This window comes from Bradyrhizobium sp. IAR9 (genome assembly GCF_013408065.1).
GTDB lineage: Bacteria > Pseudomonadota > Alphaproteobacteria > Rhizobiales > Xanthobacteraceae > Bradyrhizobium.
Map to the genome: position 1 here is coordinate 263,504 of NZ_JACBZW010000001.1, position 16,805 is coordinate 280,308.

The window sequence follows — 16,805 nt, forward strand, 5'->3', positions numbered from 1 at the left end:
CAACGAGCAGTGGGGTGGTGCGTGGAATTCCTTGTAACCATACTCCGGCGCCGCCAGACTTGCCCAGCCGAGGGGGCGATTCCGGCACACCGGACGAGAGCTGCAATACCGTTTCGGTTGACCCGCCGAAAGCGTCGAAAGGAAGGCGTATGTCCAAGAAATCCCGAACGAAATCGTCCAAAACGCCCTCCGGCAGTCCGACGGCTAAAAAGCAGGCCCCGAAAACGCGGGCCTCTACTCCGACAAAGTCCGCGAAAACGCCGCGGACACCGGCGAGCAAATCAACCGGGACCTTAGCAAAAGCAGGATCACATACGGCCGCATCGAAACAGTTAAATTCCTCCAAATCGGTGTCTCCGCCCGCCAAGGCGAAGTCGGGCCTGACCGAGGGCCAGAAGGCCCCCGCCTTCCGCCTGCCCCGCGACGGCGGCGAGGTCGTCACATTGGCGGACTATGCCGGCCGAAAGCTCGTCCTGTTCTTCTACCCCCGCGCCGACACCCCGGGGTGCACCCGGGAGGCGATCGACTTCACTCGCCTCGCCGGTGCCTTCGCGGCTGCCGACACTGCCGTGCTCGGCGTCTCCGCCGATCCGTTAAAGGCTCAGGAGAAGTTTCGCGACAAGCACAAGCTCGGTATCCCCCTGATCTCGGATGAGACGCACCAGATGCTGGAATCCTATGGCGCCTGGGGCGAAAAGTCCATGTATGGCAAGAGCTTCCTTGGGATTCTTCGCACCACGATACTGGTCGGGGCCGATGGCAAACTGGCCAGGATCTGGCGCAATGTCCGGGTCGACGGTCATGCCGACGAGGTGCTGGAAGCGGCAAGAAGTCTTTAACCAGTCCTTTAAATTCGCGCGTTCCCGTTTCCGGAAAATTAACCATGACCGCCCAGATTGCTGCGGCAATTAGGCCGTACGGACTCATCCGACCGGCGCGGGAGTGCCGATGTCGAAAAGTTCTGCCCAATACTCGCAGTACGCCCAACATCATCCTCACGACCGCGGACGGGCCTCCCAACGCCGTCCTGCCCCCGCGGCAACCGCAGCGATTCCCCTACCCGCGACCGACGACGCCTACACCATCGTCCATGCCGGCAAGCAGGTTCGCTTCGGGCCCGTGGTGTTCTGGATCGTGGTTGGCACGGTGGTGCTGCTCGGTCTCTGGTCGGCGGCAACCGCTACCTATTTCGCTTTCCGTGACGACGTCCTGACCCGGCTGATCGCCCGTCAGGCCGAGATGCAATACGCCTATGAGGACCGTATCGCCGAGCTGCGCGCCAAGGTCGACCGCACCACCAGCCGCCAGTTGCTCGACCAGGAACAGTTCGACCAGAAACTCGACCAGATCATGAAGCGCCAGACGGCGCTGGAGTCCCGGGCGACGGCGCTCGGAGCCATGCCTGATGTAACCGGCTCGATTCCGCGTGCGACGCCCCAGCGCGGCGATTCGAGCCAGAGCACGCCTAAACCCTCGCCGATCAGCGACACCGTGATCTTCGTGGCGCCTCCGGACCGTGAGGCCCGCCTGGAATCGCGCGCCCCCACTGTCGCAGCGGCCCCGACCAGCCAATTCGCCAAGAACCAGGGTTTCGACAGCGTCCTGGTCCGGCTCACGACCTCGCTCGACCAGGTTGAACGGCGCCAGATGGCGGCGCTCAGCGCCGTCGAGGAAGGCATGGATTCACGGATGCGCCGGATGCGCGGCGTCGTCAGCGATCTCGGCCTGAATCTCGCCAATCTCGAATCCGCCGTGCCGCGCAGCGCGATGGGTGGTCCTTTCGTGCCGGTCAAACTGACGGCCAATGCCGGACCGTTCGAGAAGCAGCTCTACCGCATCAACACCACGCGCGCCGAGATGGACCGTCTCAACCGCACGCTGGCGCTGGTGCCCTACCGCAAGCCCGTCATCGGCGAGGTCGAGTTCACCTCCGGCTTCGGCGTCCGCAGCGATCCCTTCCTCGGCCGGCCCGCAATGCATACCGGGCTCGATTTCCGCGCCGCCACCGGCGATCCGGTTCGCGTCACCGCCAACGGCAAGGTGGTGTCGGCCGGCTGGTCCGGCGGTTACGGCCGCATGGTCGAGGTCGACCACGGCAACGGACTTTCGACCCGTTACGGCCATCTCTCCGAGATCAACGTCAGGGTCGGCGAGACCGTGAAGATCGGCCAGGTCGTCGGTCTGGTCGGGTCGACCGGTCGCTCCACCGGTCCGCATCTGCACTACGAGACCCGCATCGAGGGCGAAGCGGTCGATCCGCAGAAGTTCCTCCGCGCCGGCGTGCGTCTCAGCGCGGGCTAAGCCCGCGACAAAAGGCGACTGTACATCATCACTGGCTGCGCTCGTGGCCGACCTCGCCGGTGATGACGTCGCCGAACAGCTCCCAGGCTTGCCCGTTGAAGCGCATCAGCTGCATCTGCTCGATCGGGAAATAATCGTCCGGTGAGGTGTTGACCATGATGCCCGGCAGCATCAGGTCGGTGTGATAGTCCTTCAGGTTTGCCGCCTGCTTCATGACGTTTTCGCGGGTGAGATTATCGCCGCATTGCTTCAGCACCTGCGCCATCGCCTCGGCCTGGACATAACCGTAGACGTTGTTGGAATTGGTCTTGTCGCCATCGGGGTAATATTTGTCCATGAACTCCCGCCATTTCACCACGGCCGGATCCTTGTCCCAGGCCGGGTCGGTCGGATCTTTCAGATAGATGGTCGAGATGATGTCCTTGGAGTAGTCGAGCCCGGCCGGCTTGAGTACCGAGGCGACGGAGGTCGCGGTGTTGGCCAGGAAGAATTTTGGCTTCAAGCCGAGCTCGCCGACCTTCCGGATCGCCTGCGCCGAGCCTTTCGGCGCGGCCCATGAGAAGAAGATGTCCGCACCGGAATCGTGCAGGGCGACGATCTGCGAGTCGATCGAGGGATCGCTGACCTCGTAGGACTTGTCGGCGATGATCATGCTGGCCTTGTCGCCGAGCCCGTCCTTCAGGCCCTTGAACTGGTCCTTGCCGGCGTCGTCATTCTGCCAGAAGACGGCGATCTTGCTGCTCGGGAAATGATCGCGAATGTACTTGGCGTAGATGCGTCCTTCGCTCTGGTAGTTGGGCTGGAAGCCCATGGTCCACGGGAAGTTCTTGGGGTCGCCGAACTTGGTGCCGCCGGACGCGACGAACAGCTGCGGCACCTTCTTGGCGTTCATGTATTTCATGATCGCGGAATTCGAGGGCGTGCCGAGCGGCTGGAAGATCAGCAGCACCTCGTCGCTCTCGACCAGCTTGCGCGCCTGCTCGATCGCCTTCGGCGGCGAATAGGCGTCGTCATAACTGATGAAGTTGATCTTGCGGCCGTTGATGCCGCCCTGATCGTTGATCATCCTGAAATAGGCGGCCTCGGTCTTGCCGATCACACCGTAGGACGACGCCGGCCCGCTATAGGGCATGATGTTGCCGATCTTGATTTCTGTGTCGCTGGCGCCGGGGTCGTATTTCTTCTGCGCCAAAGCCGGTGTCGTGGCGAGCACTCCGGCAGCAAGCATGGCGAGGGCAGCAAGGTTTTCGCGACGACCCAGCATTTTCTCTCCCCTGTTTTGTAGTCTTGTTTTGCCGGAGAGTGTCGCAAGGCGGCTCGCGACTGGCAAGCGTCGCGATTTTCCGCAACATGGATATGGAACCTATGTGACGCGCCGCAGCAGATTCAGAATGCGCCCGTCGATCACCAGCAGTGCACTGCCGATGACGATCGCGCCTGCGATCTCGCGCGCGGAGATCGGCTCGCCCAGCACCAGCCATCCCAGCAGGATGGCCGTGACGGGAATGAGCAGCGTCACCAGCATCACATTGGTCGCGCCCGAGCGCCGGATGATCTGGAAGAACACGATATAGGCGAGCGCCGTCGACAGGGCCGCAAGGCCAAGCACCGCGGACCATGTCGCGACACCCGGCACTGCGAGGCGCCATGGCTGCTCCACCACGCCAGCGATGATTGCCATCATCACCGTCGATGCCATCAGCTGAAACGTCGCCGTGCCCAGCGGCGGAGAGTCCTTCAACAGCCGCCGCGCCGCCAGCGCCGCAAAGCCGTAGCTGAGGGCGCCGCCCAGGCAGAGCAGGATGCCGAGCCCCTGCCCCGGTCTTGTCTCGAGGCCCCATCCGCGCAGGATGATGACGCCGACAAGGCCCAGCGCCACGCCGGCCACGCGGCGGATGTGCAAGGCCTCTTCGCCTGCCGCCGCCATCACGAGCACCGTGAACAATGGCGTGGTCGCGTTCAGGATCGATGCCAGACCGCTCGGGATGAAGGTTTGGCCGATCACGATCAGCGAGAACGGGATGGCATTGTTGAGCAGCCCCATCGCGACGAACGGCTTCCAGCCCGTCGTGCCTCTGGGAAAGCTGATCCCCTGCATGCGCAGCAGCGGCAGCAGCATGGCCGCGCCGAGCGCGACGCGCAAGAACACCAGCGTCAGCGGCGGCAATTCCCGCAAGGCCGCGCCGTTGAAGAAGAACGAGCCGCCCCAGAGGACCGAGAGCACGGCGAGCAGTGACCAATCGCGTGCGTCGATCCTGTTGTCGGTTGGGGGCATGCGTTTCACCTCGGCGCGGCTGCTCGCCTAGGACAACGCGGAAAATCTCGCCACCCGGTTTCCGACAAAATTGCTCGAGATCATCCCCGTGACTGGCGATCGCCCGCGATATCCGCAACTACCGCCCCAATCACCAACGCGCCGCCAATGAGCGCGTGGACGGCGGGTATCTCGCGGAAGGCAACCCAGATCCAGAACGGCATCAGCGGCGTTTCCAGCGTCGCGATCAGGGAGGCCTGCCCCGACCGCAGCAGTCGCGAGCCGAGCATGTAGAAGGTCAGGCCGAGCGCGACCTGGAGGCAGCCGAACATCGCAAGGATCGCGAGGCCGTTGCCGCCGACATGAGCGATGTCATGGGCGAATGGAAGGCTGACGAGGCTTCCGATGAAATTCGACAGCGCGGCTGCCGCCACCATCGACGTCTCGCGATGGCGCCGGACCACCACCGTCATGGTGGAGATGGCGAGCACCATCAGGCAACTGAGCGCGATGCCACCGAGATCGGCACCGGCTTGCACACCGCCGACCGTGATCACCACGCCGGCAAAGGCAATCAGGCTCGCGATCAGCGTGCGCCATGTCGCGGCCTCATTGAGCCACAGCCAAGCCAGCGCGGCCGCGACGAACGGCTGTGTTGCGATCAGCACCGCCACGTTCATGACGTCGGTCATCTGCAGCGCGGGAATGAACGAAATCATGCCGATCGCGGACAATGAGGCCACGAGCAGGCCTGCCTTCCCCGGCACTAGCAACTGCCGCAGCCCGGCGCGGCCTTGCATCACGACGAGGAGCATGGTGACCAGGCTGCCGGCGAACAGGCCGCGCCAGAACAGAATGGTCCAGGGATCAAACGGCAGAAGGCGCGTGAAGAACGGCGCCGTGCTCCAAGCAATTGCGGCGGCGATAACGAGGGCAATGCCGAGACCGCGTTCCGAACGTGGCTGCCCCATGTGGATGCGACTGACTAAGACGGCTTCTTCGGCCGCGACACCAGCTCGATCATCTTGCCTTCATCATCATCCGGCATCGCAGCCTTCGCCTGCGCGTAGGCTTCCACCGCGGCGCGCGAGACCAGCGGCTTGTCCGCCAAGAGGCTCTCGGCGAGCTTCACGGCGTAGGCCGCATCCTTGTGCCGCAGTGCCGCCGTGAAGGTCGCGCCGGAAAAATCGCGGGCGACCATGCGCTTGGAGTGACGCGTTACCTGCGGGCTTGCGGCCACGCCTGCCTGGATCGACTCCAGCACGAGCTTCATGTCGAGCCCGGCCTGCTCGGCGATCGCAAGGCCCTCGGCGAGGCCGGCGATCTGGATCGCGCCCATGAGATTGTTGATGAGCTTGTAGACGGTGCCCGAGCCGACGGCGCCGAAATGACGGATGGTCGAGCCGATCGGCGTCAGATACGGCCGCGCGCGTTCGAGATCGGCGGCGTCGGCGCCGACCAGCAGCGTCAGTTTCCCGGCGGCTGCCGCATCCGGCAATCCCGTCACGGGGCAATCGATGTAGATCAGCCCGCGCGCGTTGAGCTCGCGGCCCATCTCGCGAGCATGGTCATAGGAGACGGTGGAGCATTCGATCGCGATCGTGCCTGATTTCGCCGTCTTCGCGGCGCCCTTCAGTCCGAGCCAGACCGCGCGCGAGGCCTCGTCGTCGGCCACCATGGTCACGACCGCGTCGGCATCGATGGCGGCGTCCTCGGGCGAGGTCGCCCAAAGCGCGCCGCGCGCGATCAGCTCTTCAGCCTTGGCCTTGCTGCGATTCCACACCGTCACCGTGAAGCCCGCATCGAGGTAGCGCCCGGCCATGCCATGACCCATTCGCCCCAATCCGATGAAGGCGACGCGGGGCATGGCTAGTCCACGTCCTCGATGTCGGCACCGGTTGTGCCAAAGGCGCGTTGCGCCAGCGTCGCGGCCATGAAGTCGTCGAGATCGCCGCCGAGCACGCCCGAGGTGTCCGAGGTCTGCACCCCCGTGCGCAGATCCTTCACCATCTGGTAGGGCTGGAGCACGTAGGAGCGGATCTGATGGCCCCAGCCGATATCGGTCTTGGCGGCCTGGTCGGCGGCGGCCTTCTCCTCGCGCTTCTTCAACTCGATTTCATACAGCCGCGCGCGCAGCATGTCCCAGGCCTGCGCCCGGTTCTTGTGCTGGGAGCGGCCGGCCTGGCAGACCACGGCGACACCGGTCGGAATGTGCGTCAGCCGCACCGCGGATTCGGTCTTGTTGACGTGCTGGCCGCCGGCGCCGCCCGAGCGCATGGTGTCGACGCGGACGTCGGCTTCCTTGATGTCGATCTTGATGCTGTCGTCGATGACCGGGAACACCTGCACGCTCGAGAACGAGGTGTGCCGCCGCGCGTTGGAATCGAACGGCGAGATGCGCACCAGGCGATGCACGCCCGCTTCCGTCTTCAGCCAGCCATAGGCGTTGTGGCCCGAGACCTGGATCGTCGCGGACTTGATGCCGGCCTCTTCGCCCTCGGACTCTTCCAGCACCTCGACCTTGAAGCCGTGGGTGTCGGCCCAGCGCGTGTACATGCGCAACAGCATCTGCGCCCAGTCCTGGCTCTCGGTGCCGCCGGCGCCGGCGTGGACTTCGAGATAGGAATCGAACCGGTCGGCTTCGCCCGACAGCAGCGCCTCGAGCTCGCGCCGCGCCACTTCCTTCTTGAGATTCTTGAGAGCCGCTTCGGCTTCCGCGACCACGCCGGCATCGCCCTCGGCCTCGCCGAGCTCGATCATGCCAATGTCGTCTTCAAGCTCCTGCTCGACCTTGCCGATGCCCGAGAGCGAATCCTCCAGCGAGGTCCGCTCCTGCATCAGCTTCTGGGCTTTCTGGGGATCGTTCCAGAGATTGGGATCTTCTGCGAGCTTGTTCAGCTCGGCGAGGCGTGCCGTCGATTTCTCGACGTCAAAGATGCCTCCTCAGCAGCCCGACTGACTGCTTGATCTCTTCTACCAACCGTTCGATTTCGGCGCGCATGTCGTTCTCTGGTCTCGCGGAATCCCGCGTGCAATTGAGTGGGGGATGTAGCGGCGGCGGCTGCAAAGCGCAACCGCTGACGCGAATAACGTCCCTATTATTCTAGCCTCAGTACAGCCTGCCGGTGCCCGGCTGCATGAAGAAGCCGGAATCCGGCTGCTGCTGCTGCGAGGCCGGCATGCCGCCGCCACGCCCGTCAGCGTCGGCAACGCCAATGACCGAATAATTATCCGGCGGCGCCGTGCCCGGCTTGAAGGCCTCCAAAATGGTTCCGCCGGTCTCGCCGGGGCCGGCGCGCATGCCGGTCTTGGAGACGACGCGGACCAGCTTGATGCCGGCAGGCACCTTGAAGGGAACGGCGGGCTTGTCGGCGAGCGCGAGCTTGAGGAAATCGCGCGCGATGGGCGCGGCCAGATGGCCGCCGGTTGCGGCATTGCCCTTACCCAGCGGACGCGGCTTGTCGTAGCCCATGTAGATGGCGACGGCGACGTCGGGCGAGAAGCCGACGAACCAGGCGTCCTTGGCCTCGTTGGTGGTGCCGGTCTTGCCGGCGACGGGTTTGCCGACTTCCTTGATGACCGTGGCCGTACCGGCCTGCACCACGCCTTCCATCAGCTCGGTGATCTGATAGGCCGTCATGGAGTCCAGCACCTGCTCGCGGCGGTCGATCAGCTGCGGCTCGGCCTGGTTCTTCCAGCCGCCCGGCGCGTCGCAGCCGCGGCATTCACGCTGGTCGTGCTTGAAGATGGTGTGTCCGTAGCGGTCCTGGATGCGATCGATCAGCGTCGGCTTCACCCGGCGGCCGCCATTGGCGAGCATCGAGTACGCCGTGACCATACGCATCGCCGTCGTCTCGCCGGCGCCCAGCGCATAGGAGAGATAGTTCGGCAGTTCGTCATAGACACCGAAACGGCGGGCATATTCGCCGATCAGGGGCATGCCGATGTCCTGCGCCAGCCGCACCGTCACGGTGTTGAGCGACTGCCGCAGCGCGTTGCGCAGCGTCACCGGTCCCTGGAATTTGCCCGAAGAGAAGTTCTCAGGCCGCCACACGCCAGCGCCCTGCCCCTGGTCGATTTCGATGGGGGCGTCGAGCACGACGGTCGAGGGTGTATAGCCGTTGTCGAGCGCGGCCGAATAGACGATCGGCTTGAACGACGAACCCGGCTGCCGATAGGCCTGAGTGGCGCGGTTGAACTGGCTCTGGTCGAACGAGAAGCCGCCGACCATGGCGAGCACGCGGCCGGTCCAGGGATCCATCGCCACCATTGCGCCGGACACTTCGGGGATCTGGCGCAACCGGTACTGGCCCTCGACCGGCTGGCCATCCTTGTAGAGCGGATCGGCATAGATGACGTCGCCGGGCTGCAGCACCTGCGACACCGCCGTCGGCGTCTTGCCTTTGGTTCCGCCCTGCACGGCTCGCGCCCACCGCACGCCGTCAACCGTGACGATGCCGGTCTCGCGCTGCTTGCTCACGGCGCCGCCAAGCTCGCGGTTCGGCTGGAAGCCGATCCGCGCCGACTGGTCGCTGGTCTCCAGCACCACCGCCATGCGCCACGGCGAGATGTCGGACAGCGACTTGATCTCGGCGAGCTTGACGCCCCAATCGCCCGAAATATCGAGCTTGCTCATGGCGCCGCGATAGCCCTGCTGCTCGTCATAGTTCACGAGGCCCGAGACCATGGCCTTGCGCGCCATGACCTGGATCTTCGGATCCAGCGTGGTGCGGACGGACAGACCGCCCTCATACAGCTTCTTCTCGCCGTAGCGCTCGAAGATGTCGCGGCGGACTTCCTCGGCAAAATATTCGCCGGCGAAGGTGTGGGCGCCGTTGGACCGGTTGGTGACGGCCAGCGGCTCCTTGCGGGCCTTGTCGGCATCGGCCTGCTTGATCCAGCCGTTCTCCACCAGACGGTCGATGACGTAGTTGCGGCGCTCGATGGCGCGGTCGCGGTTGCGGACCGGATGCAGCGTCGCCGGCATCTTCGGCAACGCGGCCAGATAGGACGCTTCCGCCACCGTCAGCTCGTTCACCGACTTGTCGAAATAGACCAGCGAGGCGGCTGCAATGCCGTAGGCACCCAGACCGAGATAGATTTCGTTCAGATACAGCTCGAGAATCTTGTCCTTCGAGTAGGTCTTCTCGATCCGCATCGCGAGCAAGGCTTCCTTGATCTTGCGGGCGAAGGAGACCTCGTTGGTCAAAAGGAAGTTCTTGGCGACCTGCTGGGTGATGGTGGAGGCACCCTGCGGACGCCGGTTCGAGCCGTAATTCTGGATGTAGACCACGCCCGCGCGCGCCATGCCGGTGTAGTCGATGCCGCCATGCTCGTAGAAATTCTTGTCCTCGGCCGCGAGGAACGCGTTGATCACGAGCTTCGGCACCGCCTGGATCGGCAAATACAGCCGCCGCTCCTTGGCGTACTCGCCGAGCAGCGAGCCGTCGACCGCGTGCACGCGGGTCATCACCGGCGGCTCGTAATCCTGAAGCTGAGAGTAGTCGGGCAAGTCCTTGGAGAAATGCCAGATCAGGCCTGCCACGGCCCCGACACCAACAAGGAACACCACCGTTCCCGCGGCGAACAGGAAGCCCATGAACCGCACCAGCAAGCGCATTATGTGTTTATCCGTTCAATCTCTGGATCAGCTCAGTATCAGCCCCTTGGCACCCAAACAGGGGCCAATCTTCACGTCACGAATTCACCGGCTTACGCAATACCATCAGTGCCGGACTTTAGACGCTTGCCGAGCGGGATTCTCTCCGATTCCGGAACCCCCTGCGGCATTTTTATAAAGCGCCGGCTGTGGCCAAACTAGGGCTTTTGCGGCGGGACGGAAAAACCCTTTCAATGCGACGATCCCCCAGTCGTCAATTTGACGATCCCGCCGTGGCCATCCGCTTGGTCAAGAACCCGTCGATCGCCTGCGCCATCGAACCCACGGCACGCGACCGCCAGCCCTCGGAGACCAAATGCTCGAGGTCGCCCTTATTTGAGACATAACCGATCTCGACCAGCACCGAGGGCACGTCGGGCGCCTTCAGCACCCGGAAACCCGCCGACTTCAGGGGATGCTTGTGCATCCGCACCGTCGACTTCATCTCGCCCATCAGAAGACGGGCAAAACGGTTTGAAAAGGTGCGTGTTTCCCGCTGCGTGAGGTCGATCAGGATGTCGGCGACGTCGGTCGGCTCCTCGGCGAGGTTGAAGCCTGCGATCGCGTCCGCCCGGTTTTCCGCGTCCGCCAGCCGCTGGGCTTCGGCGTCGGACGCCTTGTCGGACAGCGTATAGATGGTCGCGCCCTGCGCATCGCCCTCGGCACGGGGCAGCGCATCAGCGTGAATAGAGACGAACAAGGCGGCCTTCAGATTCCGGGCGATCTTGGTGCGGTCATTGAGGGGAATGAAGGTGTCGTCGTCCCTCGTCATGACCACACGGTATTTGCCGGCCTTCTCCAGCTTGTCGCGGAGCGCCAGTCCAAAGGCCAGCACCAGGTTCTTCTCGCTCTCACCGCTCGACTGCGTGCCGTTATCGATGCCGCCATGGCCGGGATCGATCACGACCACCGGGCGGCCATCGGCCTTCTGCTGCGCCGTGTCCGGGGTTGTCGTCGCGGGAGCCGTTGCAGGCTGCGCCTCGGCGATCGTGGGTCGCAGCTCGGGGCGGTTCTCAGGTGCGAGCGACTGCATGAAGGCGGTCCGGTCGACCTCCTCCAGCTCCAGCACGAGCCGGGCCGGCTGGCCGTTGGCCGCCTCCAGCACATAGGAATTGGCGATCCGGGCCGGTCCCGTCAGGTCGAAGACGATTCGCGAGCCGCCGGGCATGACGAGCCCGTAGCGGAAGGCCTTGACCAGGCCGCGCCCCCCGACCCCCGTGCCCGCGGGCAGCTGAAAATTGACCTGCGGCACGTCAACGACGACCCGGTACGGGTCTGCGAGCGTGACCGCACGGAAGGTAACGGTCTGGTCGATGTCGAGAATGAAGCGGGTCTGCTTGCCGTCGCCTGCCAGCCGGGCGGCGGAGGCGACTGGAAAATTCGCTACCGCAACAGTGGGTTGCGGCTGGCTTTCCGCAGCGCTCAGGCGCGAGGAATCAGCGCACGGCAACGCTGCGGCGCACAGAAGTGCGCATCCCAGCAAAACCCGTTGATTTGTGCGGCTCGCCACCGATTCCGTGCCTCCGAGCAGCCCTTTTAACGCAATAGAACCACAGGGTTAATTGATCCTTAATGACAGAAACGCGAAACTCGCTGACTGTGACCGCCGTGCGACGCTCCCTTGCACCGATGGCTCATTCCTCGTATGTACGGAATGCTGACGGCCGATATTTCCGGTTGTGTCGCATTCAGCCTCCCGGTGCAGCGCCGGAACTCTCAAGGTTTGGGAATTCCAGCGTTTTTCCGTTCCCCTCTAAGACCAGCGCGGTGCGCGGCAGCGAGGTGGAGCGGGTCAAGCGCCGGCGGCGGACGGTCCTGGGTTACCTCTCGCGTTACCGGGACAGTTCTGGCAGCGACGTAACCCATTACCCGGTCCCTTGATCCCAAGGGAGCGGTTCGTGATCCTCAAGGCGAGCGCGCTCGCGCCATGCCTGGCCAGCAGCAACTGATTGAAGGGCGGCCTCGCCGCCCAATGTTTCATACGGGCCGACGCTTGATGCGCCAGACTGTGCCGACGAATTCTGAAGGATCATTCGCGACGCTGCGGAGTGAAAATCCCGCGCGCCGCCTTGGTCCTGAAGCTTCCGGTTCGGCAAGGCGCGAGAGACGGCGTTTCGGCCTTCCCCTCACCCCCGAATCAGGTGGACCGTCGCGTCACCCGGCAGCGCAGCTCGCGCCCACGGTGAATCGCGCCCGCCGCCGCCAAGAGTTAAGACATGCCCAACAAGATGTTGATCGATGCCACCCACCCGGAAGAGACCCGGGTCGTCGTGGTCCGCGGCAATCGCGTCGAAGAGTTTGATTTCGAGACCGCGCAACGCAAGCAACTGCGCGGGAATATCTACCTCGCCAAGGTCACAAGGGTCGAACCCTCGCTCCAGGCCGCCTTCGTCGAATATGGCGGCAACCGCCACGGCTTCCTCGCCTTCAGCGAAATCCATCCCGACTACTACCAGATCCCGGTCGCCGACCGTCAGGCACTGATCGAGGCCGAGGAACAGGCCCATCGCGAGGCCGAGGAAGAGAGCGAGAACCGCTCCCACGGCCGTCGCCGTTCGCGCCACCGCAACGCCCGCCGCCGCGGTCATGGCGAGCGCGTGCGCAGCGACATCGTCGAAGGCGCAGATCCCGCGGCCCAGCCGATCGAAGGCGCGGCGCTGCCGGAGCACGCCGAGGGCGCCCTGCACGAAGGCGAGCATCTGCACGCCGACGTAGAGCATCACGGCGAGCACGAAGCTCACGATCACCACGATCGTGATCATGGCGAGCATGATCACGACGATCATCATGCCCATGATGACGGGCACCATCACGCTCACGATCATGACCATGGTCACGATGGCGAGCATGATCATCACGACCACGATCACGCCGACGAGACGCCCGCGCCTGTCGCAACGATTGGCGCCGAGCCCGTGGTCGCCGCCGAGCTGCAGGAGACCGCCGCCCCCGAAGCGCATGCGGAAGCTCTGGCTGAGGCCGTGACCTCCGCCGCTGAACCTGCCGATGCCGTGTATGCTGCGGTCGAGAGCGCCGAGGCGCCGCATGCCGAGGCTTCGGAAACAACCGGCGAAGACGACGAGGACGAGGACGAAGACGGCGAGGAAGCCGAAGAGGAAGTCGTCGAATCCGTCGGCGGCGACGACGTGCTGGAGGAAGTGCCGGAGCGCACCTTCCGCCCGCGCCGCCAGTACAAGATCCAGGAAGTCATCAAGCGCCGCCAGGTGATGCTGGTGCAGGTCGTCAAGGAAGAGCGCGGCAACAAGGGCGCGGCGCTGACCACCTACCTCTCGCTCGCCGGCCGCTATGCCGTGTTGATGCCGAACACCGCACGCGGTGGTGGCATCAGCCGCAAGATCACCAGCGCTCAGGACCGCTCGCGCCTGAAGGAAGTGGTGCAGGATCTCGACGTGCCCGAGGGCATGGGCATCATCCTGCGCACCGCCGGCGCCGCCCGCACCAAGCCCGAGATCAAGCGCGACTTCGAATACCTGATCCGGATGTGGGAGACGGTGCGCGACCTGACGCTGAAGTCGCAGGCCCCGACCCTCGTCTACGAGGAAGGCTCGCTGATCAAGCGCTCGCTGCGCGACCTTTACAACAAGGAGATCGACGAGATCTCGGTTGCCGGTGAAGCCGGTTACCGCGAAGCCCGCGACTTCATGAAGATGCTGATGCCCGCCAATGTCAGTGCGGTGAAGCAGTATCGCGACGGCCAGCCGCTGTTCTCGCGCATGGGCGTCGAGAGCCAGCTGGACGCGATGTTCTCGCCGACCGTGCAGTTGCGCTCCGGCGGCTACATCGTGATCAACCAGACCGAAGCGCTGGTCTCGATCGACGTCAACTCGGGACGATCGACCCGCGAGCACCATATTGAGGACACCGCGCTCAAGACCAATCTGGAGGCGGCCGAAGAGGTCGCCCGCCAGCTTCGCCTGCGCGACCTCGCCGGCCTGATCGTCATCGACTTCATCGACATGGACGAGAAGCGCAACAACCGTGCGGTCGAGCGCAAGCTGTCCGATTGCCTGCGGCAGGACCGCGCGCGCATCCAGGTCGGCCGCATCTCGCATTTCGGCCTGCTCGAGATGTCGCGCCAGCGCATCCGCGCCAGCGTGCTCGAGAGCTCGACCGATCCGTGCCCGCATTGCGGCGGCACCGGCCATGTCCGCTCGGTGTCCTCGGTGGCGCTGCAGCTGCTGCGCGGCCTCGAAGAGATCCTGATGAAGGGCGCGACCCACAATCTCGTGGTCCGCACCCGCACCGACGTCGCGCTGTATGTGCTGAACCACAAGCGCGGCCATCTGCGCGATCTCGAGAACGGCTTCAAGGTGACGCTGTCGGTCATCGCCGACGCAAGCGTCAGCGGGCCGCAGGCCTATCTCATCGACCGCGGCGAGCAGGTCCATACGCTGGAAGCCGCCAAGGCGCTGCTGGCGGCGCAGGCGGCAGCAAGCCCGCCGCCGATCGTTGAAGACGCCTATGACGACGAGGAATTCGATTCCGAACTCGAATCCGAGGTCGAAACCGAGGAGACCGAAGGTCTCACCGAGGAGCAGGCTGCGGGCGAGGCAGCTTCCGAGCAGGACGGCCAGCGCCGCAAGCGCCGCCGTCGCCGGCGCGGCCGCGGTGGCCAGCGCGACGGCGAGTTGCGTGAGGATAGCCCTGCCGCCCTCCCCGAGGCGGCCGTTGCGGCCGGCGAAGGCGAAGAGGATGCCGAGTCCGAGCAGGATGGCGAAGAAGGCGAGGAACAGGCGGCCCGCGGCGAGCAGCAGGGCAGCGGTGACCGTCGCCGCCGGCGTGGTCGCCGCGGCGGACGCCGTCGGCGTGGTGGCGGCGAGGACGGTCTCGCCGGCTCCATCAGCGACGAGCTCGCGCCAAATGCGCCGTCGGAAGCGTCCGACGCAGTCGCCGATTTCGACGGCTTCGGCGGCGAGGCTGCACCCTCGATTGCCCAGGCCGAACACACCGCTGAGCCTGAAGTCTCGCAGCCTGAGCCGCGCGCCGAGGTGCAGACCGAGGCGGTGCCGGCCCAGCCTCAGCCGGTTGCCGCGGAGGAAGAGCCCGCCGACGACAAGACCGCGCGGCGCCGCTCCACGGTCCGGGAAAAGGTGAGCTTCCTGTCGAGCAGCCCGAGCGAGCCCGCAGCCCCGGTTGCGCAGGCGCCTGAGCCGGCCGCCCCGCCGGCAGCTGAACCCGTGCCGGAACCGGCAAGCGAAACACCGGCGGCGCCACGCCGCGCCGGCTGGTGGTCGCGCCGCTTCGGCGGCGGTGAATAAAGCCGAACACTCAAGAGAAAACGCCCGGGTCAAGCCGGGCGTTTTTTGATTTGGCGAGGTCAGTTCCAATGCAAAGCGCAATTGTTCTCGGCGGCGGCATGATCGGCGTGAGCGCGGCGCTGCACCTCCAGCAGCGCGGCTGGGCCGTCAGGCTCGTCGACCGCAGGGAGCCGGGCCGCGAGACCAGCTACGGCAACGCCGGGATGATCCAGGCCGAAGCGGTCCGCCCCTATCCGATGCCGCGCGACCTTGCGACGCTGCTGAAGATCGCGACCGGCCGCACCAACGATGTGCGCTACAGCCTGTCGTCGCTTCATCTCCATATCGAGCCCCTGCTCCGCTACTGGTGGCATTCGGCCCCGAAGCGCCATCGCGAGGCGGTCGAGGCATGGGCGCGGCTGATCGCCTACGCGACGAGCGAGCACGACATCCTCATTCGCGAAGCCCATGCCGACAATCTCATCCGCCGCGCCGGCTATCGCATGCTGCATCGCGATGCCGCTTCATTCGATCTGGCGATCAAGACGGCGGAGGAAGACCGCCGCGAGTTCGGCGTGAATTTTCGCGTGCTCTCCGGCAGCGAGCTTGCCAGGGTCGAGCCGGTCCTGCGCGACGATCTTCCCGGCGCGATCCATTGGCTCGACACCTGGACCGTGTCCGATCCCGGCGCGCTGGTCACGGCCTATGCCGAGCTTTTCGAGCGCCGCGGCGGCGCCATTGTGCTCGGCGATGCGCAGTCGCTGCGGCAGACCGCGACCGGCTGGTCGGTCGATACGGACCAGGGGCGTCTCGACGCCGCCAACGCCGTCGTGACCCTCGGGCCGTGGTCGCCCGATCTCCTCCACAAATTCGGCTATCGCATTCCCCTGGTGCGCAAGCGCGGCTACCACATGCATTACAGCGGCGGCGCGTCGCTCGACCTGCCGCTGATCGACAAGGCCGGCGGTTATGCCATGGGGCCGATGGCCAAGGGCATTCGCATCACCACCGGAGCCGAGCTGACGAGCCCGGATGCACTCGCGACGCCCGTGCAGCTAGCCAGCGCCGAAGCATCCGCACGCGAGCTGATCGACCTCGGCAAGCGCGTCGAGCCGGATCCGTGGTTTGGCACCCGCCCCTGCACGCCCGACATGCTGCCGGTGCTCGGGCAAGCTCCGCAGCATCCCGGCCTCTGGATGAATTTCGGCCACGGCCACCAGGGCTTTACCCTCGGACCCGCGACCGGGCGCCTGCTCGCCGAGATGATGAGCGGCGAGACGCCTGCGATCGATCCGATGCCGTACCGGCCGGAGCGGTTCTAGCCGAAAGAAAA

The 16,805-nt window shown here is 65.1% G+C and carries 12 protein-coding genes; 4 read left to right on the top strand and 8 right to left on the bottom strand.

The window, feature by feature from the left end:
- The first annotated feature begins 149 nt into the window (after positions 1-149).
- Both GGD67_RS01225 and GGD67_RS01230 read left to right on the top strand, forming a co-directional pair.
- The gene (locus GGD67_RS01225) at positions 150-839 is read left to right on the top strand and encodes a peroxiredoxin (RefSeq protein ID WP_179730585.1); all 690 of its coding nucleotides are present in this window, start codon (positions 150-152) and stop codon (positions 837-839) included.
- A 109-nt stretch (positions 840-948) separates the two neighbouring features.
- A complete protein-coding gene (locus tag GGD67_RS01230) occupies positions 949-2,301 on the top strand; it encodes a M23 family metallopeptidase (protein ID WP_179730586.1) in 1,353 nt (450 codons plus the stop codon).
- 28 nt (positions 2,302-2,329) lie between these two features.
- On the opposite strand, the gene GGD67_RS01235 is transcribed toward GGD67_RS01230, so the two are convergent.
- The 8 genes from GGD67_RS01235 to GGD67_RS39855 all read right to left on the bottom strand — a co-directional run bounded on the left by GGD67_RS01235 (position 2,330) and on the right by GGD67_RS39855 (position 13,174).
- Positions 2,330-3,565, bottom strand: coding sequence for an ABC transporter substrate-binding protein (locus GGD67_RS01235; RefSeq protein WP_179730587.1), 1,236 nt, complete (start codon positions 3,563-3,565; stop codon positions 2,330-2,332).
- Between the two features lie 99 nt (positions 3,566-3,664).
- On the bottom strand, positions 3,665-4,576 hold the full coding sequence (locus tag GGD67_RS01240) for a DMT family transporter (protein WP_179730588.1): 912 nt from the start codon (positions 4,574-4,576) through the stop codon (positions 3,665-3,667).
- Between the two features lie 80 nt (positions 4,577-4,656).
- The gene (locus GGD67_RS01245; RefSeq protein WP_179730589.1) at positions 4,657-5,526 is read right to left on the bottom strand and encodes a DMT family transporter; all 870 of its coding nucleotides are present in this window, start codon (positions 5,524-5,526) and stop codon (positions 4,657-4,659) included.
- A gap of 14 nt (positions 5,527-5,540) precedes the next feature.
- Complete coding sequence (locus tag GGD67_RS01250; protein WP_179730590.1) at positions 5,541-6,422, bottom strand: NAD(P)-dependent oxidoreductase; 882 nt, start codon at positions 6,420-6,422, stop codon at positions 5,541-5,543.
- Positions 6,423-6,424: 2 nt separating this feature from the next.
- A protein-coding gene (prfB, locus tag GGD67_RS01255; RefSeq protein ID WP_099091752.1) for a peptide chain release factor 2 occupies positions 6,425-7,556 on the bottom strand; the annotation gives its coding sequence in 2 pieces (ribosomal slippage) (positions 6,425-7,486 and positions 7,488-7,556; 1,131 coding nt in all).
- Between the two features lie 108 nt (positions 7,557-7,664).
- Entirely contained in the window at positions 7,665-10,175 is a 2,511-nt protein-coding gene (locus tag GGD67_RS01260; protein WP_018323014.1) for a penicillin-binding protein 1A, read from the bottom strand.
- A gap of 253 nt (positions 10,176-10,428) precedes the next feature.
- The gene (locus tag GGD67_RS01265) at positions 10,429-11,724 is read right to left on the bottom strand and encodes an N-acetylmuramoyl-L-alanine amidase (RefSeq protein WP_179730591.1); all 1,296 of its coding nucleotides are present in this window, start codon (positions 11,722-11,724) and stop codon (positions 10,429-10,431) included.
- Between the two features lie 616 nt (positions 11,725-12,340).
- Positions 12,341-13,174 (bottom strand): hypothetical protein, encoded by an 834-nt coding sequence (locus GGD67_RS39855; RefSeq protein ID WP_312009903.1) that lies wholly within the window; start codon positions 13,172-13,174, stop codon positions 12,341-12,343.
- Here GGD67_RS39855 and GGD67_RS01270 point away from each other — a divergent pair.
- Positions 13,130-15,493, top strand: coding sequence for a ribonuclease E/G (locus tag GGD67_RS01270; RefSeq protein WP_312013650.1), 2,364 nt, complete (start codon positions 13,130-13,132; stop codon positions 15,491-15,493). The two genes, GGD67_RS39855 and GGD67_RS01270, sit on opposite strands and share 45 nt — an antisense overlap.
- Positions 15,494-15,561: 68 nt before the next feature.
- Positions 15,562-16,794, top strand: coding sequence for an FAD-binding oxidoreductase (locus GGD67_RS01275; RefSeq protein WP_179730593.1), 1,233 nt, complete (start codon positions 15,562-15,564; stop codon positions 16,792-16,794).
- The last annotated feature ends 11 nt before the right edge of the window (positions 16,795-16,805 follow it).

Bases quoted from the DNA above. Each gene is read 5' to 3' on its own strand.
- GGD67_RS01225 (WP_179730585.1), top strand. From the start codon at position 150: ATGTCCAAGAAATCCCGAACGAAATCGTCCAAAACGCCCTCCGGCAGT.
- GGD67_RS01230 (WP_179730586.1), top strand. From the start codon at position 949: ATGTCGAAAAGTTCTGCCCAATACTCGCAGTACGCCCAACATCATCCT.
- GGD67_RS01235 (WP_179730587.1), bottom strand. From the start codon at position 3,565: ATGCTGGGTCGTCGCGAAAACCTTGCTGCCCTCGCCATGCTTGCTGCC.
- GGD67_RS01240 (WP_179730588.1), bottom strand. From the start codon at position 4,576: ATGCCCCCAACCGACAACAGGATCGACGCACGCGATTGGTCACTGCTC.
- GGD67_RS01245 (WP_179730589.1), bottom strand. From the start codon at position 5,526: ATGGGGCAGCCACGTTCGGAACGCGGTCTCGGCATTGCCCTCGTTATC.
- GGD67_RS01250 (WP_179730590.1), bottom strand. From the start codon at position 6,422: ATGCCCCGCGTCGCCTTCATCGGATTGGGGCGAATGGGTCATGGCATG.
- GGD67_RS01260 (WP_018323014.1), bottom strand. From the start codon at position 10,175: ATGCGCTTGCTGGTGCGGTTCATGGGCTTCCTGTTCGCCGCGGGAACG.
- GGD67_RS39855 (WP_312009903.1), bottom strand. From the start codon at position 13,174: ATGCGCTTCGGGGGCGGCGGTCTCCTGCAGCTCGGCGGCGACCACGGG.
- GGD67_RS01275 (WP_179730593.1), top strand. From the start codon at position 15,562: ATGCAAAGCGCAATTGTTCTCGGCGGCGGCATGATCGGCGTGAGCGCG.